This window comes from Kribbella sp. NPDC049227, assembly GCF_043197265.1.
Lineage (GTDB): Bacteria > Actinomycetota > Actinomycetes > Propionibacteriales > Kribbellaceae > Kribbella.
Genome location: NZ_JBICST010000002.1, coordinates 445,683 through 471,521, shown reverse-complemented (window position 1 = coordinate 471,521; position 25,839 = coordinate 445,683). Strand labels below are relative to the sequence as shown.

The window sequence follows — 25,839 nt, the reverse complement described above, 5'->3', positions numbered from 1 at the left end:
GGCCAGAGGAGGTCCAGATGGTCCAGGCCGACAACGGACAGCCCGGTCCGGCAGCCACACCACCTCCGGACGGCCGGGGTCGCTTCCGGCTCACTCGCGGCCTGTCCCTGGCGATCCTGGGTGGCGCCGTCGTGGGCGCGTTGATCACGTCCCTCATCTTCGTGCTCGTGGATCGCGACGGAGGATCCGCCACCGCCTCGTCCTCGGCCTCGACGGACTCCAGTACGGCGATGTGCGCGGCCATCCCGGTGGCGAACCAGATCCTGCCGTCGATCGTGACGATCTCGGCCAGCAGCGGCGCCTCGGCCGGCACCGGTTCGGGGCAGATCTTCAAGGACGGCGGTTACATCCTCACCAACGACCACGTCATCTCGGTCGCGGCCAACGGCGGCAAGGTGGCCGTCCAGTACAGCGACGGCACGAGTTCGGACGCCACGATCGTCGGCCGTGATCCCAGCACCGACCTTGCCGTGCTCAAGGCCGCGGACGCCGCGAAGGATCGCCCGGTGATCCAGTTCGGTTCGTCCGCCGAGCTGCAGGTCGGACAACCTGTCGTCGCCCTGGGCGCTCCGCTCGGTCTCGCGAGCACGGTCACCTCCGGCATCGTCAGTGCGCTGGATCGCTATGTACCGGTGCCAGGCGACGGGGTGACCCATCACCTGATCGGCGCCATCCAGACCGACGCGGCCATCAACCCCGGCAACAGCGGCGGTGCGCTGGTGGACTGCTCCGGCCATCTGGTCGGAGTGAACGCCGCGATCGCCACGGTCCCGAACGCGTCCGGCGTCGCCGGCGGCGGAAGCGTCGGCCTCGGCTTCGCGATCCCGGTGGACCTGGCGAGCCCGATCGCCGACGAACTCGTCCGTACCGGGGAGCCTGGACACCCGACGACCGGGCTACAGGTCCAGGAGATCCCGCCTGCCCTCGCGAACGCATCGGGCAACCCGGCCGGTCTCTTCGTCGTCTCGGTCGACGCCGGCGGCCCGGGTGCGAAGGCCGGTCTCAAGGCCGGCGACATCATCACCAAGATCGACGGCCAGCCGGCCCAGAGCAGCGAACAGATCGTCGTCGCGACCCTGACCCGCAAGGTCGGCGACACCATCGAGCTGACCTACTCCAGAGCAGGTCAGACGGCCACCACCACACTGACGCTCGCCGCGCCCTGAGCACTCACGACACGTCGGCGGCCGGTGGGACCGGTTGTGAGGCCAGCAGATCGAGGCCGAGGTGACGGGACAGGAAGCGTGCGGTCCACTGGCCTTTGACGCTGTTCCCCGCGTGGTCCAGCCGCGGTGCGAACGTGCCCAACGCGCCCTTGCCCGGCGAAACGGTCACGATGCCGCCGCCGATCCCGCTCTTGCCCGGAACGCCGACATCGAGCAGCCAGTCGCCAGAGGTCTCGTACAACCCCGCGATCGTCATCACGGCCAGCGTCACCCGGGCGATGTCAGGGTCGATCACCCGTATGCCGGTCGTCGGGCACACGCCGCCGTCCGCGAGCGTGGCGCCCATTACCGCGAGATCCACCGCGGTGACCGCCAGACTGCTCTGCCTGGTGTAGAGCACGGTCGCCTCGACGGCATCACCGACCAGGCCGCCGTCGCTGCGGAGCAACTCGGCGAGCGCACGATTGCGATGGTTCGTCTGCAGCGCGGACTCGAGCACATCCGTGTCCAGGGCGAGCTCATGACCCGCGAACCGGGACAGGCCGTCGACGATGAACCTCCAGCGGTCCTCCAGCGACGTACCCGGCGTCAGACTCGTCGTCGCGATCGCCCCGGGGTTGACCATCGGATTGGTGCGTCCGACCGGGGGCTGTTCCACCGCCTGCACCGAGTTGAACGGCAGACCGGTCGCGTTGACGCCAACCAGGTCGCGCACTGCGTCGACGCCGATCGCCTGACTGACCAGCGCGAAGACGAACGGCTTCGCGACGCTCATGATGGTGAACGGGCTCCGCGAGTCGCCCGCCTCGGCCAACCGGCCGTCGGTGGCCGCGACACACACGCCGAACGCATCCGGGTCGACCCGGGCCAGCGCCGGGTAAACGTCCGACACCGCCCCGTCGCCGATCCCACGGCCCAGCTCGTACGCCGCTTGGACCAGTTCGACCACCGCGACTGTTCCGGGCAGTCCGCCGGTGGAGACGTACCTGTCCTCGGCCGGCATGTCAGAACGGCCAGACCAGAGGGATGATCACGAGAGCCGTCAGCAACCACCACAGCATCACCGGCAGGCCGAGCCTCCAGTAGTCGCCGAAGCGGTACCCCGCCGGATTCATGATCATCATGTTCGCGGGAGTCGAGATCGGGGTCAGCAGCGCCGCGGCACCGGCGACGGCGGTGAGCATCAGAACCGGCTGCACCGAGGTCCCCGTCCCCTGGGCGGCCGCGACCGCGATCGGTGCGACGATCAGCACGGTGGCGGTGTTGCTGACGACCTGGCCGAGCGTGGCCGTGAGGACGAAGAGTGCCAGCAGCAACAAATACGGGCGGCCGGGCCCGACCGCGTCGATGATCAGGTCGGCGATCCGGTCGGCGCCGCCGCTGGTCTGAATCGCTGTGGACAAAGGGATCAGCGCGCCGATCAGTACGACGATCTGCCACGAGATCGCGCGGTACGCCTGCCGCGGCCCGACCACCCTGGACGCCACCATCGCCGTCGCGGCCAGCAGCCCGGCCAGGGCAGGCGGGACCACACCGGTGGCGAGGAGAACGACCATGCCGGCAAGGATCGCGACGGCGATCGACGCCTTCGAACCCCAGGGGACGGCCTGGCGCCGGACGAGATCCGGCGAGTCCACAAGCAGGACGTCGCGGTCCCTCGTCAGCTCGTCCAGGGCAGCCCAGGTGCCGTGCACCAGAAGCGCGTCCCCTTCGGCGAGCTCGGTGGGCTGGTTGCCCCGGTCCTTGGCCATCCGCTGCACCGCGATGATCACCAGGTCGTGCGCCCGGTGCATCCCCGGGAAGACCGTCTCCCCGACCAGTGACGACCGCGGCGGGATGACGACCTCGACCACCCCGGCCTCCCGCGTCAGCAGATCGTCGACCGGCGTCGGCGCCATACACACCGCAAGGAGGGAGTCGATCGTCAGGCTGCCCACCTCTTCCGAGGGACCGGTCACCACGAGAACGTCGCCGACGGCAAGAGCGTCGCTCACCCGGGACACTCCGTTCCCGTCCTGGGCTCCGACGATCTGCACACCCGGGTACGGCGTGAGGTCGACGTCGGCCACGCCACGGCCCAGCAACGGCGAGAGTTCGCGGACACGCAGCCGGTAGAAGCCGTCGGTCAGCGCGTAGTGCAGATCCAGCGTGTGCGCATGCCTGGCCAGGTCCGCCGGAGGGTGCGCCGGGCGTGCGGCCGGGAGCAACCGCGGGCCGAGGAACACCGAGATGGCGATCGTCCCGATGACGAGCGGTACGCCGACGACCGCGAAGGAGAAGAACGGAAAGGCGCCCGCACCGGCATCGCTCGACGCTTCGGACACGATGATGTTGACCGGCGTACCCGTCAGCATCAGCAAGGATCCCGCACTGCCGGCGAAGGTGAGCGGCATCAGCATCCGCGACGGCGGCTCCCCGATCCGGACGGCGAGCATGACGACCAGCGGCAGCAGCGCCGCGACCGCACCGTTCAGGGTGATCAAGGCCGTCAGCAGCGCACACAATGCGGTCACGGCGACGAGCAGTCGGGTCCGCTGCGTTCCGGCGTACTTCACGATCGTCTGACCGGCCCAGGTGGTGACGCCGGTCGAGTCGATGCCCTCGCTCACCACGAACAGTGAGGCGATGAAGATGACGACCGGATCCCCGAAGCCCGCGATGATTCCGGGGAAGTCGAGGACTCCGGTCGCCCACAGCGACAGCGCGGCCAGGACCGCCACCAGGTCGACCGGCAGCCGGTTCCACACGAACACGGCGACGGTGAGCCCGAGGATGATCAGGCTGATCGTGCCGTCATCCATTGCGCTCGTACCGCCCTAGCCGAGGTGTACCGGAGCGGACGGTCCCCAGGGAATGCCGAGGACGTACCAGAGCACGTAGAACAGCGTCCAGGTGACCAGGACGATGAAGGTGTACGGCAGCATCATCGACACCACCGTGCCGATACCGGCCTTCTTCCGGTACTTCTGGCACACGAGCACGATGAACGGCAGGTAGACCATCAGCGGCGTGATGACGTTGGCCGGTCCGTCGCCGACCCGGTACGCCGCGATCACCGTCTGCGGCGCGATGCCGAGGCGGTAGAACAACGGGACGAAGATCGGCGCCAGGATCGCCCACTTCGGGATCACGCCGGGCATGATCAGGTCGATGATCAAGACCAGCAGGATGAAGCCGATCAGCAGCGGCAACGCCCCGATGTCGGCCCGCTCGAGCAGGTCGGCCAGACCGGTCGCGGCCAGCGTCGACATGTTCGAGTAGTTGAAGTAGGCAATGAACTGGGCGATCAGCAGCATCAGGAAGATCAGGCCGCCGAGGCCGTTGAACGTCTTGACGATCGCGTTGATGATGTTCGTGCTGCCGGTCAGGGACTTCGAGCCACGGCCGTAGCCGAGCCCGGCGGCCAGGAACAGCATCGAGATGATGAACAGCAGGCTGCTCATGAACGGTGAGTTCCCGAAGATCTCGCCGGTGTCGGGGTTGCGCAGCGGAGCACCCGGGATGAACGTCAGCAGCGAGACGATGGCCACGGCCACCAGCAGGTAGTACACCGACCAGCGCAGTCCGCGCGACTCCAGCGCCATCTCCTCGTCGTTGGGCTGGTGGTCGACCGGCGCGTCGGACGGCGCCTCGGCAGGGTCGTACTTGCCGAGCCTGGGCTCGAGCAGCCGCTCGGTGATGATGGTCATGACGATCGCGCAGAAGAACGTCGACGCGATGCTGAAGAAGAGGTTCTGCGTGACGTTGAGCTGGACGTCGGGCGCGACCAGCGCGATCGTCTCGTTGGTCACCTCGGTGATGATGCCGTCGGCCGGCGTGATCAGGATGTTGACGAAGAACGCGGCACTGACACCGGCGTACGCCGCCGCGATGCCGGCCAGCGGATGGCGCCCGAGCGACGCGAACGCGGCCGCGCCGAGCGGGATCAAGACTAGATAGCCCGCATCGGAGGCAACGCTGGAGATGCCGCCGAGCAGGACGATGATGAAGGTGATCGCACCCTTCGGCGCCACCTTGACCATCTTGCGGATCAGCGCGGCGATCAGTCCGGCCTCCTCGGCCACACCGACGCCGATCATCGCGACCAGGATCACCGCGACGACGCCGAAGTCGTTGAAGTTCTGGACGGCGGTGGTGAAGATGAAGCGGATGCCGTCACCGTCCAGCAGGCTTTCGGCGGTGATCTTCTCGGTGTGCAACTCGAAGTCGGGCACGGCCGGCGCCGGCGGCGTGTCCGAGCCCGCGACGCTCGACCCAGCCTCCTCCTGGGGCATGACCTGGACGGTCTGGGGCTCGGCCACCTCGGTGGTGACGCTCGCCCCGGTCCAGGCCAGGATCTGCGACAGCACGATGACAATGAAGATCAGGGCCAGGAAGATGATGGCCGGGTGCGGGACCTTGTTGCCGACTCGTTCGATCCCGTCCAGGACCCGCTGCATGCCCCCCTTCTTGGCGGGCACCTCCTCGACGGCGCTCACCGCGGCGCCGCCTCACGACTGGCGTCGCCGGGTGTGGCGAACGCACGGGCGAACTCGATCAGCAACTTGGTGCCGAATCCGCTCGCGCCCTTGTTCCGCCAGGTCCGTGGCGCCGGCAGCTGCGCCGTTCCGGCGATGTCGACATGCGCCCACGGCCTGCCGTCGACGAACTCCTCGAGGAACAGCCCCGCGGTGATCGATCCGGCGTTGATCCCGCCCATGTTGGTGAGGTCGGCGATCGACGAGTCGAGTTGCGATCGGTAGGACCGATGCAGCGGAAGCTCCCACACCGGCTCGTCGACAAGATCACCCGCACTCCGCAACTGCTCCACCACGCCCGGATTGTTGCCCATGACACCGGCTATCTCGACGCCGAACGTCCGCAGGCAGGCCCCGGTCAGCGTGGCGATGTCGACGATCGCGTCGACGGGTTCCTCGGTCGCGAGTGCCAGCGCGTCGGCCATCACCAGGCGGCCTTCGGCGTCGGTGTTCAGGACCTCGACCGTTGTACCGTTGCGCATCCGGAGGACGTCACCAAGCTTCATCGCGGATCCCGACGGCATGTTGTCGGTGCACATGAGGTAGCCGGTCACTGCCGTCGTACAGCCCAGAGCCTGCAAGGCGGTCATGGAGGCGAGTACGGCGGCGGCTCCGGTCATGTCGTTCTTCATCTGCGCGTGCGACTCGTCGCTCGGCTTGAGGCTGATCCCACCGGAGTCGTACATGATCCCCTTGCCGACAAGGGCGATCCGGCCGGTGGGCTCGGCGGGTTCGTAGCGCAGGCGGATCATCCGGGGTGGCTCGACACTGCCACGATTGACGCCGAGCAGCCCGCCGCAGCCCATCTCGATCAACTGGTCCTTGTCGAAGACCTCTACCTGCAGGCCGGTCCGCGCACCGACCTCGACCGCGACCTCGGCCATCCGGACAGCGGACAGTGTCGTCGCCGGGCAGTTGGCAAGATCGCGGCCGAGGCTGCACGCCTCGGCGATGATGCGGCCGCGCTCGACTCCGGCAGCGACTTCCGCGGCATCCTCGTCGGAGGCGACGACCAGGAGCGATTCGAGCTGAGGGGTGTCCGCACCCTGGCCGACGAAGTACCGCCAGCGCGCCAGCAGCACACCTTCGGTCACCGCCTGGGCGAAGTCGCCGGCCGAAATACCGGTCGCCCGGGACGGAACCTCGATCGCCAGGCGCTTGTGCCACGGCACCGCGCGGGCGAACTCTGCCGCCAGATCACGCGCGAGCGTGACGTCGACCTGATCCGGTACGCCGGTCCCGACTGCAACCCGGACAGGACCGCCTGACCGGGTCTGGACCAGGGTCTGGCCGCGCGTGCCGCTGAAGCCGGCGGACGCCAGCCCGGCCGCGTCGGTGCCGAGTTCGTCCGGCGGCTCGGTGCCAGAGGCAACTGGTACCGCGAGCGCGTCCGCTTCCTGCTCTGCCTGCTTCAGGGAGCCGACGGTCACCGGTATCCGGCGCCGGGTCGAAGGGATCGGGTCGAAATCGTCCGGGGTCGCGTTCACGAAATCTCCTCTGACACCTGATCAGGACTGCAGGGCCTCGATCAGCTCCTCCTCGCGCTCCTTGGTCAGGCTGGTCTGGATGACGAAGTCCTCCAGGGGCCGACTGGCGCGTCGGGGTTGCGCGCTGGAGGCAATCCCATCAACCGGGCGAGGCGGCGGCCTCCTCCTATTCGGGTGAATTGCCGCCGGCCCGGCTGAGGAAGTCCGACAGTGGGCCGGGGAGCTCCGCGGGCCGCTCGCCCCAGTCGTAGACGACCGCGGTCCCGGCGATCAGGTCGTGCAAGCCGCGATGCTCGCGCTGGAACACGATCAGGAGAAGCCCGAGTCCGGCCGCCAGCACGCTCACGAGGTACGCGCACACCCGCACGAAGGCCCGGCCGGGTCCGATCGTCCCGCCGTCGGACCGCACCACCCGGAGGCCGACGATCCCCTGCCCTGGCGTCCGCGCGGCGACCGCGAGGAACCCGAAGGCGTAGCAGAACGCCAGGACCGCGAGGGCGATCGTCGCCCCCGTCGACTCGCGCCGTACCGACACTCCCCAGAAAGCAGTCGTCAGCAGATCGAGGCCCGCGAAGCCGATCGTGAACGACGTGAAGACGATCAGTATGTCGAGGACGGCCGCCGCGAGTCTGCTCACGGCGCCGGCGTAGTGACCCGTGACGGTCATTCGCCCGTTCATTCCTGCACCTCGAGCAGGCGTGGGGTCGTCGGCTGCGATCCGAGGTCCCTGCGCAGTAGACGGTTCACGACCCGGTCGAGTACGGCGTCCAGCCCGGCGAGTTGCCGGCGGATGAGATCGAGCAGTGAACCGGCCAACTGGGTCTGGCTCTCGACCACGAGACCGGGTACGCCGGAGCGGCGTACGAGGGCCTCGACATCCACCGATCGGAGCAGTTCGTCGAGGTCGACGCCGGCCAGCAGGCGCTGCAGGTCGAGCCGCCCGGCCAGCCGGTCGACATCGATCCGGTCGATCAGCCGGTCCGGGTCGATGCGGTCCAGGATGTGGTTGACATCGACGCGGTCGAGCACGCGGTTCAGGTCCAGGCGGTCGAGCACGTGGTTCAGGTCCACGCGGTCCAGGATGCGGTTCACGTCGACGCGGTCGACCAGGGCGTCGACGTCGATGTGGTCGAGGATCAGGTCCGGCGGGACGGTCTCGACGACCCGGCCCGTGACCTTGCCGGCGAGCCGCCCGAGCGCTGCGACAGGGCGCGGCGTCGTCACCGTGGTCCGGTCCCGCAGCCGCTGTGACGCATCCCGGTGTCCGCCCTGTCTGCTCCGCCTGCCAACACCTTTGTCCGCCGCCGAGGCCGTCGGATCACCCGATCCGGGGGATGAATCCACCCGCCCGGGTGCGGGCCTCAGTTCGACGACTGCTGCGTCAGGCCGACGGCGCGGGCGACGCGCAGGGCCGCGGATCGTTTCTCCACGCCCAGCTTGCGATACAGCGACATCAGATGGGTCTTGACGGTGTTCTCGGTGATGAACAGGGCACGGGCGATCTCGGTGTAGGAGTTCCCGAGCGCGAGCTGGTCGAGTACGTCGGCCTCCCGCGGCGTCAGCCGGATCCGGGCGCCGTCGATCACCGCGTCCAGGCGGCGGGGTGGCGGAACCTGCGCGTCCGGCCGGGCCCGCGCCAGGAGCGACGTACCGCCGACCTCGCTCCAGGCGGCGCGGTACGACGACAGCTGCTCGAGCGTGGCGGCGGCGAACGGATGCGGATTGGGCCCGGCGACATGTCGGTGCAACCGGTCGAGGAAGTCCGGCTCGCGGCCGACCGCCGTGAGCGCGTACAGCATCCGCTGCGGCGTGGCCCGGTTCAACGTGTCCACCAACGCGGCCTCGGCGGCGGCCTCGTCGCCCATCCGCACCAGCAGGACGGTCCGGAACGAGGCGGCCGCGGAAGCCAGCGGAGGGTAGACGTCCGGCCGGTTGAGGGCCTCGTCCACCAGCTTCAGCGTGGTCTGGACGTCACCGCGGACGATCGAGGTGATGGCCCGGATCAGGTCGGCCTCGGACGTGTTCCCGGTCCGGTCGAGTACGTCGCACTGCGTCTCGGCACCGGTGTGGTCCCCGACCATGGTCGCCATCCGGAACCGCAGCAGGGCCAGATCCCGCGACAGGAACGACGGCAGCGGCCCGGCTGACGCAGGATCGGTGGTGAGCTCTGTCAGCGCCTCCTCGAGCCGACCCGCCTCGAGGAGAAGCACCGCTCGCAGGATGGCGCGCAGGCCCGCGACCACCGTGTCGGAGCCGGCCACGTCCGTCGCCACCACCAGTTCGTGCTGGCGCCACGCGCTGTCCACGTCCAGATGACCCAGCGCCGCGAACCCCAGTACGACGTGCGCGCGGACGGCGTACTCCCGAGGAAGCCCCTGCTCGCCGGCCGCGTCGAGAGCGGCCTGCGCCGAGCCGGCCGCGTTCTCCAGCTGGCCGCGCGCGTACTGCACGACGGCCCGGTGAGCCAGTCCCCCGCCGATCAGCCGCCGATGGCCGGCCATCCGGGCGGTGACGAGTGCCTCGTCCAGGTGGCTGAGCGCGGCGTCCAACTCGTCCGCCCACGTCTCCGCCGCCGCGAGCTCGATCAGCAACCAGGCCAGCCGCTCGGGCCCGAGTACGGCGCGCGGCCGGCCATAAGCGTCCGTGGGATCGAGTGCCAGCAGGGTTCTCGCCCGTCCGATCGCGGCGTGGACGTCGTGCCAGCCGTAGCGCGATTCCCACAACCGCAGCAGTACGGCGTCCGCCTCCAGCGCGTTGTCGTCCGGTGTCACCGGCTGCGGGTCTGCGGAGGACGCGAGGTCGTCCGCCGATGCCGCATCCATGATCGCGCCGGTCACGTCGCCGGTGGCACGCCGCAGCAGCCCGCGAACGCCGATGAGGTGCGGATGCCGCTCGACATAGCCTTCCGGAAGGCTCTCGAAGCCGCCCGCGACAAGGCTCAGGTCGCCGGCGGCCAGGATCGCCGGCCCGTGACCGAGCAGGATCCGGGCGACCAGCGCCGGGTCGCCGGCTCCGAGCGCGGCGCGTAGGGCGCTGCCGCCGTCCCCGCGGTTCTCGTAGTACAGCGCCGACCGATGCTGCGCCGCGGTGACGATCTGTGCGTTCTCACTGCGGCCGGCCACCCGTCGCCGGAGCAGCTCGACGAGGAGCGGGTGGAACCGGTAGAGCGGCTCGCTGCCCGGATCGTCGGCGTACGCGGTCACCAGCAGTCCGCTGCCGGCGAGATCCCCCAGCATCGCGCCGGCCTCCGCATCGCCGCTCAGCATGGCCGCCTGGTGTCCGGTCACCGAGGCGGCCCCGAACGTGCTGAGGAGGACAGCTTGGACCCGCTCGTCGAGCGTGCTCAACGTTTCGCCCAGGAGCAGGTCGAGCACCGGCTGCTGGTTGGCGAAGGACCACCCGGAGTCCCCGGAGGCGGCGAGCGTCCGCGCCGCGAGCACCAGAGCGGCAGCCCAGCCCGCTGTCCGCTCCTGGAACAGCTGGACGTCCGCGGCGGTGGCATTCGAGGCGTGGGCCTGGACGAGTTCGGTGGCCTCGGCATCGGTGAAGCGCAGATCCCGTGACCGCAAGGTCAGTGCCATCCCGCGCAGTTCGAGCTCGGACACCGGCAGCGGGAGGTCGTACCGGCTGGCCAGCAACAGCCGGACGGCGTGCGGCGCCTTCTTCAGAATCTGGGCCAGGCCGGTAACCGTTGCCGCAGGCAGCAAATGGGCGTCGTCGATGACGATCGGATCCGGCAGTGTCGCCACGTCGGGACCGGCCAGATGTTCGAGGGCTCCGGCGAGCGCGCCCGGCGCCTGCCCGGGCACCCACAGCACCGGTTGACCCGACCGCCTGCGGCGCGCCACCCAGTCCGACAGCAGCACCGTCTTGCCGGTGCCGGCCGGCGCGATCAGCATCGTCAGCGGCGACCGTAAGCCGAGGTCAAGGGCAGAATGCAACCGCTCGCGGGCCACCAGGGTCAACGGCGGCCGCGGGATGCGACCCGACGCCGAGTGCTGGGATTGCTCCTGCACTCGGTCGGGCTTCAGGCTCGTCACACGCGTCGCCCCTCCCCCTGGCTGGGCGGCTCTGCAGTTGGACTGTTCGATCCTGCATTCCCAAGAACCGAGACTAACCGGTCTACGACGATTCCGGCAGATGCTGAGCGCCGCATGTCGTCCGGTTTCTGGACGCAGGCAAGCGTTTGCATCGCTCGCCTGCGCGCGGGTGGGCCTCAGGCGCGAGGAACTTTCGCCCCGATCCACACCGCCACTGCGATCAGCAGGCCGATTCCGACCAGCCATCCCCACAGGCCCTCGGAGACGGGGCCGAGCCGTCCCAGCCCGAAGCCGCCCGGGTCGTGCTGCTGCTGCAGGCTGACGACGTACGCGATGATCGCCCGCTTGTCCTCGGGGAGGAGCACCGCGTCGGAGAAGACCGGCATCTGCTGCGGGCCGGTCAGCATCGCCTGGTAGAGGTTCCTTGGTGTCGACTCCATCAGCGACGGCGCGTACTTGCCGTTCGGCAGGGCGCCGCCGCGGCCCGCGAAGTTGTGACAGGCCGTGCAGTTGGTCCGGAACAGCTCACCGCCGCGGGTGACTTCCTCCTGCGTCGCGTTGCTGACGTCGTAGTACTGCTCCGGCGGTATCGCGGGCCCCGGTCCGAGCGAGGCGACGTACGCCGACAGCGCCGCGATCTCCTCCTCGGTGTACACCGGAGGTTTCGCCGGTATCTGGGCACCGGGCTGCGTCGCGGGCATCCGCCCCGTACTGACCTGGAAGTCCACCGCGGCCGCGCCCACGCCGATCAGCGAGGGTCCGGTGAAGTTTCCCTCGCCGTCGGTCCCGCCCTCGCCATGGATGCCGTGGCAGCTGGCGCAGCCGACCACGAACAGCTTCCGGCCTTCCTCGATCTGCTGGGACTGCGCTCCGTCGGCACCCATCGCGCCGTTCGGCACCAGTACGGCGTACGCCAGGCCGACCGTCACCAGCGCAGCACCGATGAGCAGGGCCCTGGCGAGTCGGCCTCGGCGCACTGGCCGTGCGCTCGCGCTGTCCGCACCGCGCATCTCCGCTCCTCCCGGCTGCCGCCCGACCAGCAGACACGATGCCGCGACTGCTGGGATCACCCGATTCGGGCGATTTCTCGTCGTAAGTCTCTGTCTTGAGCCCCTCAGCGTGCGTCGCGCTTGGCCTGGCGGCGGGCGCCGGCGGCACGGGTGGACGCGTCCTTCTTCAACCCTCCAGTGGTCTTGGTCGCCTGCCTGGCAGCCACCGACTTGGACTGAGCGGCGGCCACAGGCTGGGCGGCAGCGCGTGCCGCCGGAGCGGCGGACTTGGCCGAGCGCGCCGCTTCGAGCCGTTCGCTACGCAACTCCATCGACGACCGCCTGGCAGCCGCCGCGACTTCCCGGCTCACCCGCGCCAGTACCGTCTCGAAGAGCTCCGCCTTGTCACGGTCCCGCTGGTTCTTCGGGTAGGACAGACCGCGTCCGCCCACCTTCGCCACACTCGCGCTCGCGCCACGGCGATAGTTCTTGACGTACTTCGTGCGAGCCCGCCGGATCCGCTGGTGCAGCTCGAGGAGCTCGTCCTCGTCCAGGCTCTTCAACGCGTCCCGCTCCGTCTCGGCCACAAGCAGCCGCTCGGCCTCGGTCAACGAGTTCAGCAGGCCTTGATTCATCGCCGCCTCCCTAGGGCACGGTTTTGATAGTCCCGCGCGGTCGATGGATTGGTCAACGTCCGCCGTGGCGGTCGGGCGCGATGGCATGATGTGCGTGGGCCTGCGCTATTCGGGGGTGGTGACTGTGTGGCCGGTCGTCGGTGCGGTACTGCCGCAGGCGATGGGGATCGCCCTGAGCCCGGTGCCGATGATCTGCATCGTGCTGGTCCTGATGTCGAGCGGACCGATCCGGGCCGGCCTGAGCTTCTTCGCGGGCTGGGCCGTGGCTCTCGCGATCGCGACCGGGCTCGTGGTCATGCTGACGGACGTGGTCGCCGAGGACGGCAGCGAGGGCGCGCGCGACGGCGTGGACCTCGTCAAACTGGCGATCGGTGTGTTGTTCGCGGTCCTGGCGGTCCGCTACTGGCGCAAGCGGCCGCGGCCCGGTGAGCCACCGCCCCGCCCAGCCATCGTCGACAAGATCACGACCCTCTCCGGTCCCGCTCTCGCGCTGACCGGCGCCGGCGCGGCCCTCGCGAACGTCAAGAACCTCCCCCTGGTGATCGGCGCCGGCACCCAGATCGGCGGTTCCCCTCTCACCCTCGGCGAACAACTCACCGCCGCCGCCCTCTTCGTCCTCGCCGCGTCCCTGACCGTCCTCCTCCCCCTCCTGGCAGTCATCATCGCCGGCCCACGGAGATCCGCCCCGGCCCTGGCATCCCTGGAGCAATGGCTCCTGGCCAACCTGAACACGATCCTCGTCATCCTCCTGGCCGTCCTGTCCACGGTCCTGATCGGCCAGGGCCTCGACCTATTCCGCTGACGCGCGATGTGGACCGCGGCACAGAGGTTCACATCGAGGCTGTACGGCGCGGCGGCATGAACGTCGACCGACTGCTCCATCGACTCGATGAAGTTGCGGTGGGCAACGGTGAAGTCGGCGGTGCCGTGCCAGATCGAGACCCTCGGCCACCGAGCCCGGGGACCCCGCCACGATCGCGCCACCAGCAAAGACATTCGGGTACGTCGCCAGCATGAACCGGCCGGCCGACGGCCAGGCCGGGTGGGGTGTAGCGATACATCTTCAAGTTGGCCGGATTCGAGCCGAAGCCGGTGATCTCCTCCAGATTCGCGGCATCGGCACGGATCACAGGAATCACAGCCGGCAGAATGTCCCGTCGGTCAGGACGAGGCGGGATCCGGCTCCGACGATTCCTTGGGCCTGGGATGGTCGCGTGGCGGCGGGTCGGTGGGCCTCTCCCGATGCCATCGGAGCGTCAGTCGCTGGATGAATGGATGACGTTTTGACCGTCGGTGTCGTGCATTGTCAGCAGTCATTTCTGACCACCTTCCCCGTTAATTTCCAGGCACCATACCTCCGCTCGCGGGCCAGAAGCATCGCCTCGGAGCATCTAGTGACGTTGAGTGAAAGCTGTCACGGTATGGAACTGCCGCCTCAACCGCTGTCCGCCTCGAGGTCCGTGGCCAGGCGAAGGAGGTTCTCGGCGACCGCCGCGCAACGCTCCTCGGCGTGGGATCGGGCCGATCCGGCGTACCGGAGCCGCGCCGAAACCGTGAGCGGATCGGATCGGACCTCGACCAGGCATCCCCCTGGTCTCGGCTGGACTCTGACGGACAGCCGGATCCAGCCACCCAGGCCGCTCCGCAGCCGCAGAACGACCTCGTGCGGCGGGTCCCACGTCTCAACGATCGCGATGGTCAGATGCCGATCGTAGGAATGTCTGCCATGCGGTTCGCGATCGGTGGCCTTCCGCACGACCGCGCCGACGTACGGCCATTTCGGGTCGATGTGCCCCACCGGCGGTACGGCGACGATCCACGCGGTGAACAGACTCGCATCGCTGACGACGGCCATGACGGACTCGGCGCCGACCGCGCCGAACCGCCAAGCCATTACCACGTAAGCACTCTCTGTTCGCGAGACACACGGCGCTGGGTCGAAGTACGCGCCGAAGGCAACGAGTCGGCCGTCAGCACTCTAGCGGATCCAGTGGCCACCTCCGGCCGCTTCGAAACCGGCCCGGTCCCCGACTCGCCGCACCGGATCTGCGGGCCTCGGCGGCGGGGTAACTTCGTTCTCATGACCCGCTCCGCCGAGTCCGCTCGTCCCGATCCGGCGGACAGACCCGCGACGTACGGCGAAGTGTTCGCCGTAGCGGAGTTCCGGTGGATGTGGGGCGCCCAGCTCGGGTCGGTGATCGGCGACCAGTTGGCTCGGGTCGCACTCGCGGTGCTCGTGTTCGACCGGACGGGGTCGGCCGGTCTGTCGGCCGTCACGTACGCACTGACGTTCCTGCCGGACATCGCCGCCGGCCCGCTGCTGTCGTGGCTTGCGGACCGGTTCCCGCGGCGCCGGGTGATGGTGTGGTGCGACCTCGCCCGAGCCGCGCTGGTCGCGTTGATGGCGATTCCGGGAGCGCCGATCTGGCTGCTGTGCGTGCTGCTGGTGGCCGTTCAGTTGCTGGCGGCACCATTCCAGTCCGCGCGGGCGGCCCTGTTGCCGGACATCCTGAGCGGCGACACGTACGTGCTGGCGAGTTCGGTGTCGAATGTGACCGCGCAGGCCGCGCAACTGGCCGGTTTCGTGACTGGTGGCACCTTGGTGGCTGCCTTCGGGACGAGCCAGGCTCTCGCCCTCGATGCGGGCACGTTCCTCTTGTCCGCGGTGCTGGTCCGGGTCGGTGTCCGGGACCGCCCGTTGCCTACGGCCACCAGTTCGGTGGACCGGGTCAGCTGGTGGGGTTCGTTGTCGGCTGGTGCTCGCTTGGTCTGGGGCGATCGACGATTGCGCTATCTGATCGCGCTCGCCTGTGTGGCGGGGTTCTACGTGAGTGTCGAAGGCCTTGCCGCGCCGTACGCCGCCGTCGTCGGCGGAGGGCCGCTCGCGGTCGGCCTGCTGCTCGCCGCGAACCCGGCCGGCCAGATGGTCGGCATGCTGCTCCTGACCCGACTCGCGCCCGCACGTCGATTGGCCCTGATGGGACCCCTGGCGGTCGGGTCGTGTGTCCCACTGATCGTCTGTCTGATCCACCCCGGTCTCTGGATGACGGTCGCCCTGTGGGCGGTCTCGGGACTGTGTTCGTCGTACCAGCTCGCCGCGAACGCGTCGTTCGTGCTGAACGTGCCGGACGCGCAGCGGGGCCAGGCCTTCGGATTGGCCCGCACCGCGCTCATCGTGTCGCAGGGGCTCGGCGTACTGGCCGCCGGCGCCGCGGCAGACCGGTGGCACCCCGCGTCGGTGGTGGCGATCGCGGGTGCCCTCGGGACTGCCGTGGCGCTCGGCGCGGCCATCGGCTACCGGCGTACGACGACTTCGCCGGACTAGTTAGGGTTGTCGGGGCAGGACAGTGTGGCTGCTCAGTGCCAGTCGTTGTTGCGCATGGCGACACACCTCCTCCCGGCATCCGGATCGTCCGCCGACCGGTCAGCCTGAGGCGGTGACGTTGGGTGATTTCGCGGCTACCCTGGTCCGTGGACGAGTGAGGCTTGTTGGGGGACCGATTCATGTCGAGTATCCGGCATTGGCGATTGCGGCGGCGGCATCGCCGCCGAACCGATACCGCACGCCTGGGCGCCTGGCGCCCGAGCCGCTGGGGGCTGTGGTCGGCACCGACCGTAGTCGTCGGCTATGTCCTGGCCGTCGACCTGAGCGCGTTCGCTCTGGTGATCGCTACTGTCGGTGCCATCGACATCCGGGTCCAGGACTGGGTCTGGCTCGGCATGCTCGCGGTCGGCTCCGCCATCCACATCGAGGCAGCACGCGGCATCGAGCGCCTCCGTGAGGTCGCCGCCGAGGGCGTTCCGTACGTGAACCTCAAAGGCATGTGGACGTTCGCCGGGGTCCTGGTCCTGCCACCGCCGCTGGCCTTCGCGTTGATCGCGCTGACCTACACCCACTCGTGGTTCCGGCTCCGCCGCGTCACCCCGTACCGCTGGTTCTTCTCCGCCGCCACCATCGTTCTGGCCGGCGCGGCCGCTGCGGTCTCCCTGGTCGCGCTCTCCCCCGACACGTACCCGGGCTATCCGCCCGGGCCGCTCGGCCTCGTCGCTGTCACCGTCGCCGGGCTCGCGTACTGGTTCGTGAACTACGCCCTCGTCGTCGGCGCCGTCCTACTGTCGAATCCGGACTCGCCGGCCCAGAAGGCGCTCGGCCGGCTGAGCGATCAGCTGATCGTCGCCGGATCACTCGGCCTGGGCGTTGCCACCGCCAGCCTGCTCAGGCATGAGCCCTGGACGGTCGTCGTACTGCTCCTGACCATCCTCGGTCTGCACCGGGCGCTGCTCGTCGGCCAGTTCCAGACCGCGGCGCGCACCGACCCGCAGACCGGCCTGGCCAACAGCGTGTTCTGGCACGAGATGGCCGGGAAGGAACTCGCGCGGGCGGCGCGGACCCAGACCTCGCTCGGCATCGTGTTCCTCGACCTGGACCACTTCAAGACCGTCAACGACACGCACGGACATCCGGCCGGCGACCAGGTCCTGAAGGCGATCGCGGACGAACTCCGCCGTGAGGTGCGGACCGACGACCTGGTCGGCAGGTTCGGCGGTGAGGAGTTCGCCGTACTGCTCCCCACCACCGACCCGAAGGACACCACCGCGACCGGAGAACGCATCCGGCACCGGATCGAGGCCCTGACCGTCACCATCACCACGCCCCGCGGCCAGACCACTCTCGACGGCCTCACCTGCTCCGTCGGCACCGCGACGTACCCCAGCTGCGGAACGACCCTCGAGGAACTCATCCTCGCCGCCGACACCGCCACCTACGTCGCCAAACAAGCCGGCCGAAACCGCGTCGTCACAGCCCCGGCCACCGAACCAGCCGACGAAACACCGAACCCCGGTAACTAGCCGTCGGGTGGGTTCCGGACGCCCGTTCCGGGCGGCCGCGGACAGCCACGCGCGGCTGTCGGTACGCCGTGCGCTCACGTCGGGTGGAGATGTAGTTACCGCTGGACAGGGACCACATGGCGGGATTACTGTCTCAGCTCAACTAATTCTATTCAACGTGAGAATAAATGACGAAGCTGGTGCGAGGCAGTGCCGGGACCCGGACGGCGAACCGCGGGGCGATCATCGCCGCGCTGCTGTCGGGTGCCGGGATCGACCGACGGCAACTGGTCGAGCAGACCGGACTGAGCTGGGCGACCGTGGCCCGGATCGTGGACGACCTGCTCGCCGACGGGCTGGCCCTGGAGCAGCACAAGATCGTCCGGGAAGGGCCGGGCCGGCAGGCTGCCGCGCTCGGCTTCAACCCGCGGTCCGGGCTGGTCTGCGGCATCGATCTCGGTGGCACGTACTGCCGGATGGTGATCGCCGACGGGATCGGTTCGGCGATCATCCGCTGCCGGGACGAGACACCGCGGGACCTGGGCGCCGCCGAGCTGGCGTCCTGGATCGCGGCCCGGGTGCTCGGTCTGGTCCAGCGGTACGGCGACGGCGTACCGCTGACGTCGGTCGCGATCGGCCTGCCCGGTGTGGTTGCCTCGAGCAAGGACCGGGTGGTCGGCGCGTTCAACCTGCCGCAGATCCTCGGCACCACCTTCGTCGAGACCGTCAGCGCCGAACTCGGCGTACCGACGATCATCGACAACGACTCCAACCTGGCCCTGCTGGGTGAGCTGCACTACGGCGACCTGCCCAGGGACGAGACCGTCGTCCTGTTCAGCCTGGGCACCGGTCTCGGCTCGGCGGTCGCCATCAACCGGCAGGTGCTGGCCGGACCCGAGGGTCTGCTCGGCGAGTTCGGCCGGCTGCGGTTGCCCGGCCGCAAGGAACGCCTGCGGGACCTGCTGTCCGGTGCGGGACTGCTCGCGTTCGCGCAGGCGGCCGGGCATCAGCTCGGCTCGGCCAACGATGTGTTCGCCGACCCGGACCGTTTCGGCGGCCTCGTCGACGAGATCCACGAGGCGCTGCTGCACCTGGTGTCGATCGTCGCTCTGGCCTACGAGCCGAGCACGGTGGTCTTCACCGGCGGCTTCTCCGGTGCGTTCAGCGACTCCGTACTGGAGACGGTGAGCGCCGAGACGTACGAGACCGTCGGTGTGCACAGCGATCTGCACCGATCCGTGCTCGGCGAGTCCGGCGGCCTGCTGGGTGCGATGGCCGCAGCACTGAGCGGTTACTACACCGCGATCGGGGTGGCGCGCCACCAGGTCGCCTCGATCACCACGTCCGCCCCCGGTGTCGTGGCCCAGCTGGACGGCTGCGCTGTCGACCAATCAGCGAAAGAGGAACCGACATGAAGCGTTGGAAGACGTTGGGTGTCATCGCGTCCATCTCAGCCGCCTTCGTCAGCCTGGCCGCCTGCGGCGGGTCCGACCCGGGCAAGGCAGCACCGACCAACAAGCTCACGGTCTGGATGATGACCGGCGGCCCGGGTGACAACAAGATCATCGACGACGTGACCGAGCAGTTCCACCAGAAGCACCCCGACGTAGAGGTCAAGGTCGAGGTGCAGCAGTGGGACAACATCGTCACCAAGCTGACCACCGCGCTGGCCTCGGACAATCCGCCGGACATCGTCGAGATGGGCAACACGCAGACGCCGATGCTGACCGCCTCCGGCGCGTTGGCCGAGCTGACCGCCGACAAGGCCGGCTTCGAGTCGTCCGACAAGTGGCTGGCCGGTCTGGCCGGGCCATCGACGTACCAGGACAAGCTGTACGCCGCTCCGTTGTATGGCGGGACCAAGGTGGTCATGTACAGCAAGAAGATGTTCGCCGCGGCGGGCATCGCCAAGCCGCCGGCCACCCTCGACGAGCTGGTCGCGGACTGCGCGACGCTGGCCAAGGCGCACACCTCGATCCCCAACTTCTCCGCGTTCTACATGCCCGGCCAGTACTGGTTCGCCGGGATGCCGTTCCTGTTCGGCAAGGGCGGCAAGATCGCCACCGAGGACAACAGCAAGTGGACCGCGACGATGAGCAGCGCGGAGAACCAGGCCGGGCTGGCGGAGTGGAAGAAGTTCCAGAACGCCTGCTCGACGCCGTCCTCGATCGGGGCGAACACCGACAGTCCGGATCAGGACCAGATCTTCGCCGATCAGAAGGCGGCCATGATCTACGTCAAGGCGTGGGAACCGGGCGCGGTGAAGGAGATCAACGCCAAGGCCGCCGCGGACGCCGGCTACTTCATCATGCCGGGCTACCAGGCCGGCTCGCCGTTGCCGGTGATCGTTGCCGGTTCCACCATCGGCATCGCCCAGAACAGCCCGAACAAAGAGACCGCGGTCGACTGGCTGAAGATCGTCACCGGCAAGACCTTCCAGCAGACGATGACGCAGACCATCCACCAACTCCCGGTCGTCACCGACTTCCTGCCGACCCAGAACGTGCCGGACGTGCTGAAGCTCGGCGCTCAAGCCGCGACCGTCAGCCAGGCCCTGCCGGCCACTCCGGGCGAGGCGACGCTGGAGACCGAGAGCTACAACGAGCAGTTCTTCTCCAAGATCGCCAAGGGCAGTGACATCGGCAGCGCCGCCGCGGAGTACGACAAACACGCGACCGAAGCGTTCAACGCCCAGTCCGGTCCGCGCTGACGGTAGCGGCTGATGACCTCGCTCACCCAAGCGCCGGAGGCGGGAACCGCCGCGCCGACGCCACCACGCAGCGACGAGACGGTCCGGACGAACCGGCTCGCCCGCTTCACGCCGTACGGGCTGGTCGGGCCGGCCGTGCTCGCGTTCGCGGTCGTGCTCGGGTACCCGATGGTGCGGCTGATCTGGCTGTCGGTGCAGGACTTCGGGCCGCGGTCGCTGTTCACCGGGGAGGCGCCGTTCGTTGGCCTGGGCAACTTCACCCGGGTGCTCGGCGACAGCGACTTCTGGTCCGTCCTGCTCCGCACGCTGATCGTCAGCGTGGCCTGTGTCGCCGCGCTGATGGTGATCGGGTTCCTGCTCGCGTCGCTGCTGCGCCAGGTGTCGAGCTGGGCCCGGGTGATGCTGTCGGTCTGTCTGGTGCTGGTCTGGGCGATGCCGATGGTGTCCGCGTCGATGATCTGGCGGTGGCTGTTCGAGCCGCAGTACGGCGTACTGAACTGGGTGATCACGCAGCTCAAGGTCTTCGGTGACTTCTCCGCGCACGACTGGTTCGGGTCGCCGGGCCAGGCGCTGTTCCTGATCATCGCGCTGATCGTCTGGAAGGGGCTGCCGTTCGTGGCGCTGACCCTGTACGCCGCGATGGGCCAGATCCCCGACGACCTGTACGAGGCGGCCGGCCTGGACGGTGCCGGGCGGTGGTCGATGGCGCGCCATGTCACGCTGCCGATCCTCGCCCCGGTGCTCGCCGTCCTCGTGCTGCTGGAGGTCATCTGGTCGGTCAACTCGTTCACGCCGTTCTGGGTGCTCACCCAGGGCGGCCCGGACGGCGGTACGACGACGCTCGGCGTCTACTCGTACCTCGAGGCCTTCACCCGCAACGACTACGGCGGCGGCGCGGCGATCGCGATCATCACCGTCATCCTGCTCGCCGCCCTGGCCGTGCTCTATGTACGACGGTTGTTCGCGCAAGGCGAGGTGACCGCATGAGGGCCGCGGGAGCGCCCGGCCGGAAGCGGACCGTGCCCAACGTGATCGCGGTCGTCGTCTCGCTGATCGTGATCTTCCCGGTCTACTGGATGTTCGCGACCGCGTTGAAGGAGCCGGGCAAGATCCTGTCGGCGACGCCGGAGTTCATCCCGTGGCCGATCAGTCTGGAGAACTTCCGTACGGCGCTCACCCACGGCTCGTTCCTGCACTACGTGCGCAACTCGTTGCTGGTCTCGGTGTCGACCGTACTGATCGCGCTGGTCGTTGCCCTCGGCGCCTCGATCGCGCTGGCCCGGTTCCGGTTCGTCGGCCGCCGGGCGTTCCTGATCGGGCTCGTGCTCGTCCAGATGGTGCCGGGGTCGGCGATGGTGATCCCGCTCTACCTGATGCTGCGCTCGGTCGGGGCGATCGACTTCGTCCCCGGTCTGATCATCACCTACATGACCTTCGTACTGCCCTTCACGATCTGGACCCTGCGCGGCTTCGTGCACGGGATCCCGCTGGAGCTGGAGGAGGCCGCGATGGTCGACGGCTGCGGCCGGTTCGGTGCCTTCTGGCACATCCAGCTCCCGCTGCTCGCCCCGGGCATCGTGGCCACCTCGATCTTCGCCTTCATCAGCGCGTGGGACGACTACCTGTTCGCCTATGTGTTCCTGAAGTCGCAGAGCAACTACACGCTGCCGGTCTGGCTGGTGTCGTTCCAGACCTCCGACGGCATCGACAACGGCGCCACCATCGCGGCGTCGGCGATCTTCTCGCTCCCGGTGCTGGTCGTCTTCCTGCTGGTCCAGCGCCGGCTGGTCGGCGGGATGACCAGCGGCGCCGTCAAAGGATGAATCCCTCAGGAGGATGTTGTGAGTTCAGAGCTCGACCGGCTCGCCCATGGTGTGCTGTTCCCCGCCCTCGGCCGGCCCAAGGTCCCCAACTGGGTCGGGCCGAGGATCGAGGCCGGCCTCGGCGGTTTCGTGATCTTCGGCAAGGACATCGTCGACGGCCCGCAGTTCCAGGCGCTGGCCGCCGAACTGCACGGTCTGCGTGACCACGTGCTGCTGTCGATCGACGAGGAAGGCGGTGACGTCAGCCGGCTGGCGAACCTCGGCGGCTTCTCGATGCCCGGCAACCGGGCGCTCGGTGAGCTGAACGACGTCGAGCTGACCCGGCAGGCCGCGTTCCAGATCGGCCTGTCGCTGGTCGAGGCCGGGATCGACTGGGACCTGGCGCCGGCGGTGGACACGGCCGTGAATCCGCTGAGCCCGAACGGGATCCGCTGCTTCGGAGCGGACCGCGACCTGGTCAGCCGGCACACGGCTGCCTGGGTGGAAGGCCTGCAGGCGGCCGGGGTCAGTGCCTGTGCCAAGCACTACCCGGGCCACGGCATGAGCGGGACCGACGCGCATCTGGCGACGCCGCTGGTCGACGTCTCCCGGGACGAGTTGCTGGCAAGCTACCTCGATCCGTTCCGCGCCGCGATCGAGGCCGGGGTCGACAGCATCATGGTGTCGCACGACCTGGTTCCGCAGCTGGACGACGTACCGGCGACGATCAGCAAGGTGCTGCTCACCGACATCCTGCGCGGAGAGCTCGGGTACGACGGGGTGGTGATCACCGATGCGTTGGAGATGTACGGGATCGCCGACGTAGCGCCGTTGCCAGAGGCCGCCGTACGGGCGATCGAGGCCGGAGCCGACGCGCTGTGCCTCGGATCGTGGGCGTTCCTCGACGACGTGGACGTGGCGGCTGCCGCGCTGGTCGAAGCCGTCGAGAGTGGACGGCTGCCGTTGGAGCGGTTGCAGAGTGCCAACGAGCGATTGGCTCGGCTCGGGACCCGGCCCAAGGCGGACGTTGGTTTGCGGGACAACGCACTCGGTGGGCGGCTTGCCGAGCAGGTGGTGGTAACTCATGGGGATCCGGTACTGCGGAGTGACGCCGTACTGATCATCCGGCTGGAGCCGACGCACTCCCCCGCGGCCGGCTCTTCTGGCTGGGGCGTGGAGACGCTGCTGCGAGACGCCGGGAAGGTTGTCGAGAGCATCGGGTTGTCGGGGCAGACGTACAACGGGCCCGGGATGGCTCGGGCGGGGGTCGGCGAGTTCCGGTCGGAGTACGGCGCGGACAGTCAGGTGGTACTGATGGTTCGCGGCGCGCACCGGTTCGACTGGCAGGAGAAGCTGATCGGGGAGCTGCAGGGCCAGCACCCGGACATGATCGTCGTCGACATGGGCGTCCCGGGCACGGACTACTCGGGCTTCGCGGGCTGGATCCAGACCTTCGGCAGCGCCCGCGTCTGCGCCGAAGCGGCCACCCGGCGGCTACTCGGCTCATGATCACCGTGGCCAACGCCCGCATCTGCACGCCGACCCTCCTCGAGGGCTGGCTGCAGATCGACCACGGCCACATCACCGCACTCGGCCCCGGCGAACCACCGCACGGCGTCGGCCAGCCGCCCGTAACACCCGCCCGTGACGCCGGCTCTGCCGGCGTCACGGGCGGGGAGGTTGAGCCGGGGCACGGAGTGGTTGATGTCGGGGGACGGTGGGTGCTGCCCGGCTTTGTCGATACGCATTGCCATGGGGGTGGCGGAGCTGCCTTGTACTCCGGCAACACCGACGACGTCATCCAGGCCGCCAGTAGTCACCTCGCGCATGGCACGACCACGCTGATCGCCTCCGTCGCCACCATGCGACTCGATCGGATGCTCGCCGCCGCCACCGCCATCGCTCGAGCCGTCAACACCAACCAGGCACCGAACATCCGAGGCATCCACTTCGAAGGCCCGTTCCTGTCGCCGAAGCGCCGCGGCGCACAGACCGAGTCCGCCCTCCTCACCCCCGACGACCAGGTGTTCGCCGACCTGATCGACGCGGCCGACGGCCTGGCCGTCTCGATGACCATCGCCCCCGAACTCCCCGGCGCCGTCGACCTCATCCACCGCCACCACGAGCAGATCACCTTCGCCGTAGGTCACACCGACGACGACGGATCCCACACCCGCCAGGCCTTCGATGCCGGCGCCCGTACGGCGACCCACCTCTTCAACGCGATGCCCACCATGACCCACCGCCGCCCCGGCCCGGTCGGTGTCGCCCTCCTGGACGACCGGGTCGCCTGCGAATTGATTGCCGACGGCACCCACCTGTCCCCCGAAGCCCTGACCGTCGCGACCCGGACCGCAGGCCCCGACCGCTCGATCCTCGTCACCGACGCCATGGCCGCGACCGGCCTCGGCGACGGCGACTACTCGTACGCCGACCGCCACGTCACCGTCCACCACGGCATCGCCAAACTCCGCGACACCGACACCCTCGCCGGCTCGGTCCACTTCCTCTCCGACGCACTGGCCAACGTCGTACGCCTCCTCCACCTGACTCCCCCACAAGCCGCCCCTCTCGTCTCCACCAACGCCGCCCGTCACTACGGCTGGCACGACCGCGGCACCATCGCCATCGGCCAGTCCGCAGACCTCGTCCTCCTCTCGGAAGACCTCACCGTCCACACCGTCTACCTGGCAGGCAAGCCCATTGATCGCTAGCGCTCACCCTGACTGAGCGAAACCGCGACGGCGGGTGCGCAGTCCCTCACACTGAGGCGATCCATCCCGCCGTCCAGGCCGGAACGAGGTGATCGTCATGAGTACGGCAGCCCTCCCCGCGCTCCACTCCTGGCAACCGTCCGCCCCCTCTCCCCGCCGTACTCAACGGCTGGCCGAGATCCTCGACCTCCTGACCACGCGCGGCGCGATGTCCGTCGGCGCCCTGTGTGGGGAGCTCCAGGTGTCACCGGCGACGCTGCGCCGGGACATGACCCACCTACAGGACCAGGGCCTCGTCTGCCGGACCCGCGGAGGTGCCCGGGCCAACACGGGGCCTGAACTGCCGGTCCGGCTCCGGGACACGAAGTCCCCGCTGGCCAAGCGGGCGATCGCCGTCACGGCCGCTGCCCTGCTGCCGACCGACAGGCCGCTCGCCGTGGCGATCGGTGGCGGATCGACGACTGCCGAGGTCGCCCGGGAGCTCGGTCACCGGCAGCGGCTGACCATCGTCACGAACGCGCTCACCACCGCGGCCGCGGTGGCGGCCCGGCCGAACCTGCAGGTGATCATGACCGGTGGAGTGATCCGGGCGAGCTCGTTCGAGCTGGTCGGCAGCCTGGCGGAGAACGCGTTCAACGGGATCAACGTCAACCTGGCCATCCTCGGCGCCGACGGCGTCAGCGCGGCCCACGGCGTCACCACCCACGACCACACCGAGGCCCGGACGAATCACGCCATGGTGACCCATGCGCACCGGCTGATGGTGGTGGCCGACGGTTCCAAGGTCGGTCAGACGACCGTGGCCAAGGTCGCCGACGCGGCGGAGATCGACATCCTGGTCACCGATCCGTCGGCGGATCCGGACGAGCTCGCCCGGCTCACCGGCCTGGGCGTCACGGTGCATCTCGCCCGGATCTCCGCCGACGTCTCACTCCCGCTCAGCTGACGC

The 25,839-nt window shown here is 69.1% G+C and carries 21 protein-coding genes; 11 read left to right on the top strand and 10 right to left on the bottom strand.

The window, feature by feature from the left end:
* The first annotated feature begins 17 nt into the window (after positions 1-17).
* Complete coding sequence (locus ACGFH6_RS09040) at positions 18-1,166, top strand: S1C family serine protease (RefSeq protein ID WP_393381888.1); 1,149 nt, start codon at positions 18-20, stop codon at positions 1,164-1,166.
* Between the two features lie 4 nt (positions 1,167-1,170).
* On the opposite strand, the gene glsA is transcribed toward ACGFH6_RS09040, so the two are convergent.
* The 9 genes from glsA to ACGFH6_RS08995 all read right to left on the bottom strand — a co-directional run bounded on the left by glsA (position 1,171) and on the right by ACGFH6_RS08995 (position 12,834).
* Entirely contained in the window at positions 1,171-2,169 is a 999-nt protein-coding gene (gene glsA, locus ACGFH6_RS09035) for a glutaminase A (RefSeq protein ID WP_393381887.1), read from the bottom strand.
* Position 2,170: 1 nt separating this feature from the next.
* Complete coding sequence (locus ACGFH6_RS09030; RefSeq protein WP_393381885.1) at positions 2,171-3,967, bottom strand: SLC13 family permease; 1,797 nt, start codon at positions 3,965-3,967, stop codon at positions 2,171-2,173.
* Between the two features lie 15 nt (positions 3,968-3,982).
* Positions 3,983-5,605, bottom strand: a complete 1,623-nt coding sequence (locus ACGFH6_RS09025) for an AbgT family transporter (protein WP_393381884.1) — start codon at positions 5,603-5,605, stop codon at positions 3,983-3,985.
* Positions 5,606-5,640: 35 nt separating this feature from the next.
* Complete coding sequence (locus ACGFH6_RS09020; RefSeq protein WP_393381882.1) at positions 5,641-7,170, bottom strand: leucyl aminopeptidase family protein; 1,530 nt, start codon at positions 7,168-7,170, stop codon at positions 5,641-5,643.
* A gap of 166 nt (positions 7,171-7,336) precedes the next feature.
* On the bottom strand, positions 7,337-7,849 hold the full coding sequence (locus ACGFH6_RS09015) for an RDD family protein (RefSeq protein WP_393381880.1): 513 nt from the start codon (positions 7,847-7,849) through the stop codon (positions 7,337-7,339).
* Positions 7,846-8,394, bottom strand: a complete 549-nt coding sequence (locus ACGFH6_RS09010) for a hypothetical protein (RefSeq protein WP_393381878.1) — start codon at positions 8,392-8,394, stop codon at positions 7,846-7,848. The genes ACGFH6_RS09015 and ACGFH6_RS09010 overlap by 4 nt, the downstream gene beginning before the upstream one ends.
* Before the next feature lie 137 nt (positions 8,395-8,531).
* On the bottom strand, positions 8,532-11,210 hold the full coding sequence (locus ACGFH6_RS09005) for a LuxR C-terminal-related transcriptional regulator (RefSeq protein WP_393381877.1): 2,679 nt from the start codon (positions 11,208-11,210) through the stop codon (positions 8,532-8,534).
* Between the two features lie 176 nt (positions 11,211-11,386).
* Positions 11,387-12,220, bottom strand: coding sequence for a c-type cytochrome (locus ACGFH6_RS09000; RefSeq protein WP_393381875.1), 834 nt, complete (start codon positions 12,218-12,220; stop codon positions 11,387-11,389).
* Between the two features lie 104 nt (positions 12,221-12,324).
* Complete coding sequence (locus ACGFH6_RS08995) at positions 12,325-12,834, bottom strand: hypothetical protein (protein WP_393381874.1); 510 nt, start codon at positions 12,832-12,834, stop codon at positions 12,325-12,327.
* Between the two features lie 118 nt (positions 12,835-12,952).
* Between ACGFH6_RS08995 and ACGFH6_RS08990 the strand changes: the two genes are divergently transcribed.
* Entirely contained in the window at positions 12,953-13,636 is a 684-nt protein-coding gene (locus ACGFH6_RS08990) for a GAP family protein (protein ID WP_393381872.1), read from the top strand.
* Between the two features lie 633 nt (positions 13,637-14,269).
* Here the strand turns inward: ACGFH6_RS08990 and ACGFH6_RS08985 are convergent.
* Positions 14,270-14,734: a hypothetical protein gene (locus ACGFH6_RS08985; protein WP_393381871.1), complete on the bottom strand. Its 465-nt coding sequence runs from the start codon at positions 14,732-14,734 to the stop codon at positions 14,270-14,272.
* 180 nt (positions 14,735-14,914) lie between these two features.
* On the opposite strand from ACGFH6_RS08985, the gene ACGFH6_RS08980 reads away from it, so the two are divergent.
* The 9 genes from ACGFH6_RS08980 to ACGFH6_RS08940 all read left to right on the top strand — a co-directional run bounded on the left by ACGFH6_RS08980 (position 14,915) and on the right by ACGFH6_RS08940 (position 25,836).
* Positions 14,915-16,159: an MFS transporter gene (locus tag ACGFH6_RS08980; protein ID WP_393381869.1), complete on the top strand. Its 1,245-nt coding sequence runs from the start codon at positions 14,915-14,917 to the stop codon at positions 16,157-16,159.
* Positions 16,160-16,338: 179 nt separating this feature from the next.
* The gene (locus ACGFH6_RS08975) at positions 16,339-17,685 is read left to right on the top strand and encodes a diguanylate cyclase (RefSeq protein ID WP_393381867.1); all 1,347 of its coding nucleotides are present in this window, start codon (positions 16,339-16,341) and stop codon (positions 17,683-17,685) included.
* Between the two features lie 167 nt (positions 17,686-17,852).
* Positions 17,853-19,079, top strand: coding sequence for an ROK family transcriptional regulator (locus tag ACGFH6_RS08970; RefSeq protein WP_393381865.1), 1,227 nt, complete (start codon positions 17,853-17,855; stop codon positions 19,077-19,079).
* Positions 19,076-20,374 carry an extracellular solute-binding protein gene (locus ACGFH6_RS08965; RefSeq protein WP_393381864.1) on the top strand — a complete coding sequence of 433 codons (1,299 nt, stop codon included), beginning with the start codon at positions 19,076-19,078 and terminating at the stop codon, positions 20,372-20,374. Before ACGFH6_RS08970 ends, ACGFH6_RS08965 begins: the two co-directional genes overlap by 4 nt.
* 12 nt (positions 20,375-20,386) lie before the next feature.
* Complete coding sequence (locus ACGFH6_RS08960) at positions 20,387-21,361, top strand: carbohydrate ABC transporter permease (protein ID WP_393381862.1); 975 nt, start codon at positions 20,387-20,389, stop codon at positions 21,359-21,361.
* Positions 21,358-22,197 (top strand): carbohydrate ABC transporter permease, encoded by an 840-nt coding sequence (locus tag ACGFH6_RS08955; RefSeq protein ID WP_393381860.1) that lies wholly within the window; start codon positions 21,358-21,360, stop codon positions 22,195-22,197. Before ACGFH6_RS08960 ends, ACGFH6_RS08955 begins: the two co-directional genes overlap by 4 nt.
* 18 nt (positions 22,198-22,215) lie before the next feature.
* Positions 22,216-23,685: a glycoside hydrolase family 3 protein gene (locus tag ACGFH6_RS08950; RefSeq protein ID WP_393381859.1), complete on the top strand. Its 1,470-nt coding sequence runs from the start codon at positions 22,216-22,218 to the stop codon at positions 23,683-23,685.
* Positions 23,682-24,890 carry an N-acetylglucosamine-6-phosphate deacetylase gene (gene nagA / locus ACGFH6_RS08945; RefSeq protein WP_393381857.1) on the top strand — a complete coding sequence of 403 codons (1,209 nt, stop codon included), beginning with the start codon at positions 23,682-23,684 and terminating at the stop codon, positions 24,888-24,890. Before ACGFH6_RS08950 ends, nagA begins: the two co-directional genes overlap by 4 nt.
* A 97-nt stretch (positions 24,891-24,987) precedes the next feature.
* Complete coding sequence (locus tag ACGFH6_RS08940) at positions 24,988-25,836, top strand: DeoR/GlpR family DNA-binding transcription regulator (RefSeq protein WP_393381855.1); 849 nt, start codon at positions 24,988-24,990, stop codon at positions 25,834-25,836.
* Positions 25,837-25,839 lie beyond the last annotated feature (3 nt).

Bases quoted from the DNA above. Each gene is read 5' to 3' on its own strand.
- ACGFH6_RS09040 (WP_393381888.1), top strand. From the start codon at position 18: ATGGTCCAGGCCGACAACGGACAGCCCGGTCCGGCAGCCACACCACCT.
- glsA (WP_393381887.1), bottom strand. From the start codon at position 2,169: ATGCCGGCCGAGGACAGGTACGTCTCCACCGGCGGACTGCCCGGAACA.
- ACGFH6_RS09030 (WP_393381885.1), bottom strand. From the start codon at position 3,967: ATGGATGACGGCACGATCAGCCTGATCATCCTCGGGCTCACCGTCGCC.
- ACGFH6_RS09025 (WP_393381884.1), bottom strand. From the start codon at position 5,605: ATGCAGCGGGTCCTGGACGGGATCGAACGAGTCGGCAACAAGGTCCCG.
- ACGFH6_RS09015 (WP_393381880.1), bottom strand. From the start codon at position 7,849: ATGAACGGGCGAATGACCGTCACGGGTCACTACGCCGGCGCCGTGAGC.
- ACGFH6_RS09000 (WP_393381875.1), bottom strand. From the start codon at position 12,220: ATGCGCGGTGCGGACAGCGCGAGCGCACGGCCAGTGCGCCGAGGCCGA.
- ACGFH6_RS08995 (WP_393381874.1), bottom strand. From the start codon at position 12,834: ATGAATCAAGGCCTGCTGAACTCGTTGACCGAGGCCGAGCGGCTGCTT.
- ACGFH6_RS08980 (WP_393381869.1), top strand. From the start codon at position 14,915: ATGACCCGCTCCGCCGAGTCCGCTCGTCCCGATCCGGCGGACAGACCC.
- ACGFH6_RS08975 (WP_393381867.1), top strand. From the start codon at position 16,339: ATGTCGAGTATCCGGCATTGGCGATTGCGGCGGCGGCATCGCCGCCGA.
- ACGFH6_RS08970 (WP_393381865.1), top strand. From the start codon at position 17,853: ATGACGAAGCTGGTGCGAGGCAGTGCCGGGACCCGGACGGCGAACCGC.
- ACGFH6_RS08965 (WP_393381864.1), top strand. From the start codon at position 19,076: ATGAAGCGTTGGAAGACGTTGGGTGTCATCGCGTCCATCTCAGCCGCC.
- ACGFH6_RS08960 (WP_393381862.1), top strand. From the start codon at position 20,387: ATGACCTCGCTCACCCAAGCGCCGGAGGCGGGAACCGCCGCGCCGACG.
- ACGFH6_RS08955 (WP_393381860.1), top strand. From the start codon at position 21,358: ATGAGGGCCGCGGGAGCGCCCGGCCGGAAGCGGACCGTGCCCAACGTG.
- nagA (WP_393381857.1), top strand. From the start codon at position 23,682: ATGATCACCGTGGCCAACGCCCGCATCTGCACGCCGACCCTCCTCGAG.
- ACGFH6_RS08940 (WP_393381855.1), top strand. From the start codon at position 24,988: ATGAGTACGGCAGCCCTCCCCGCGCTCCACTCCTGGCAACCGTCCGCC.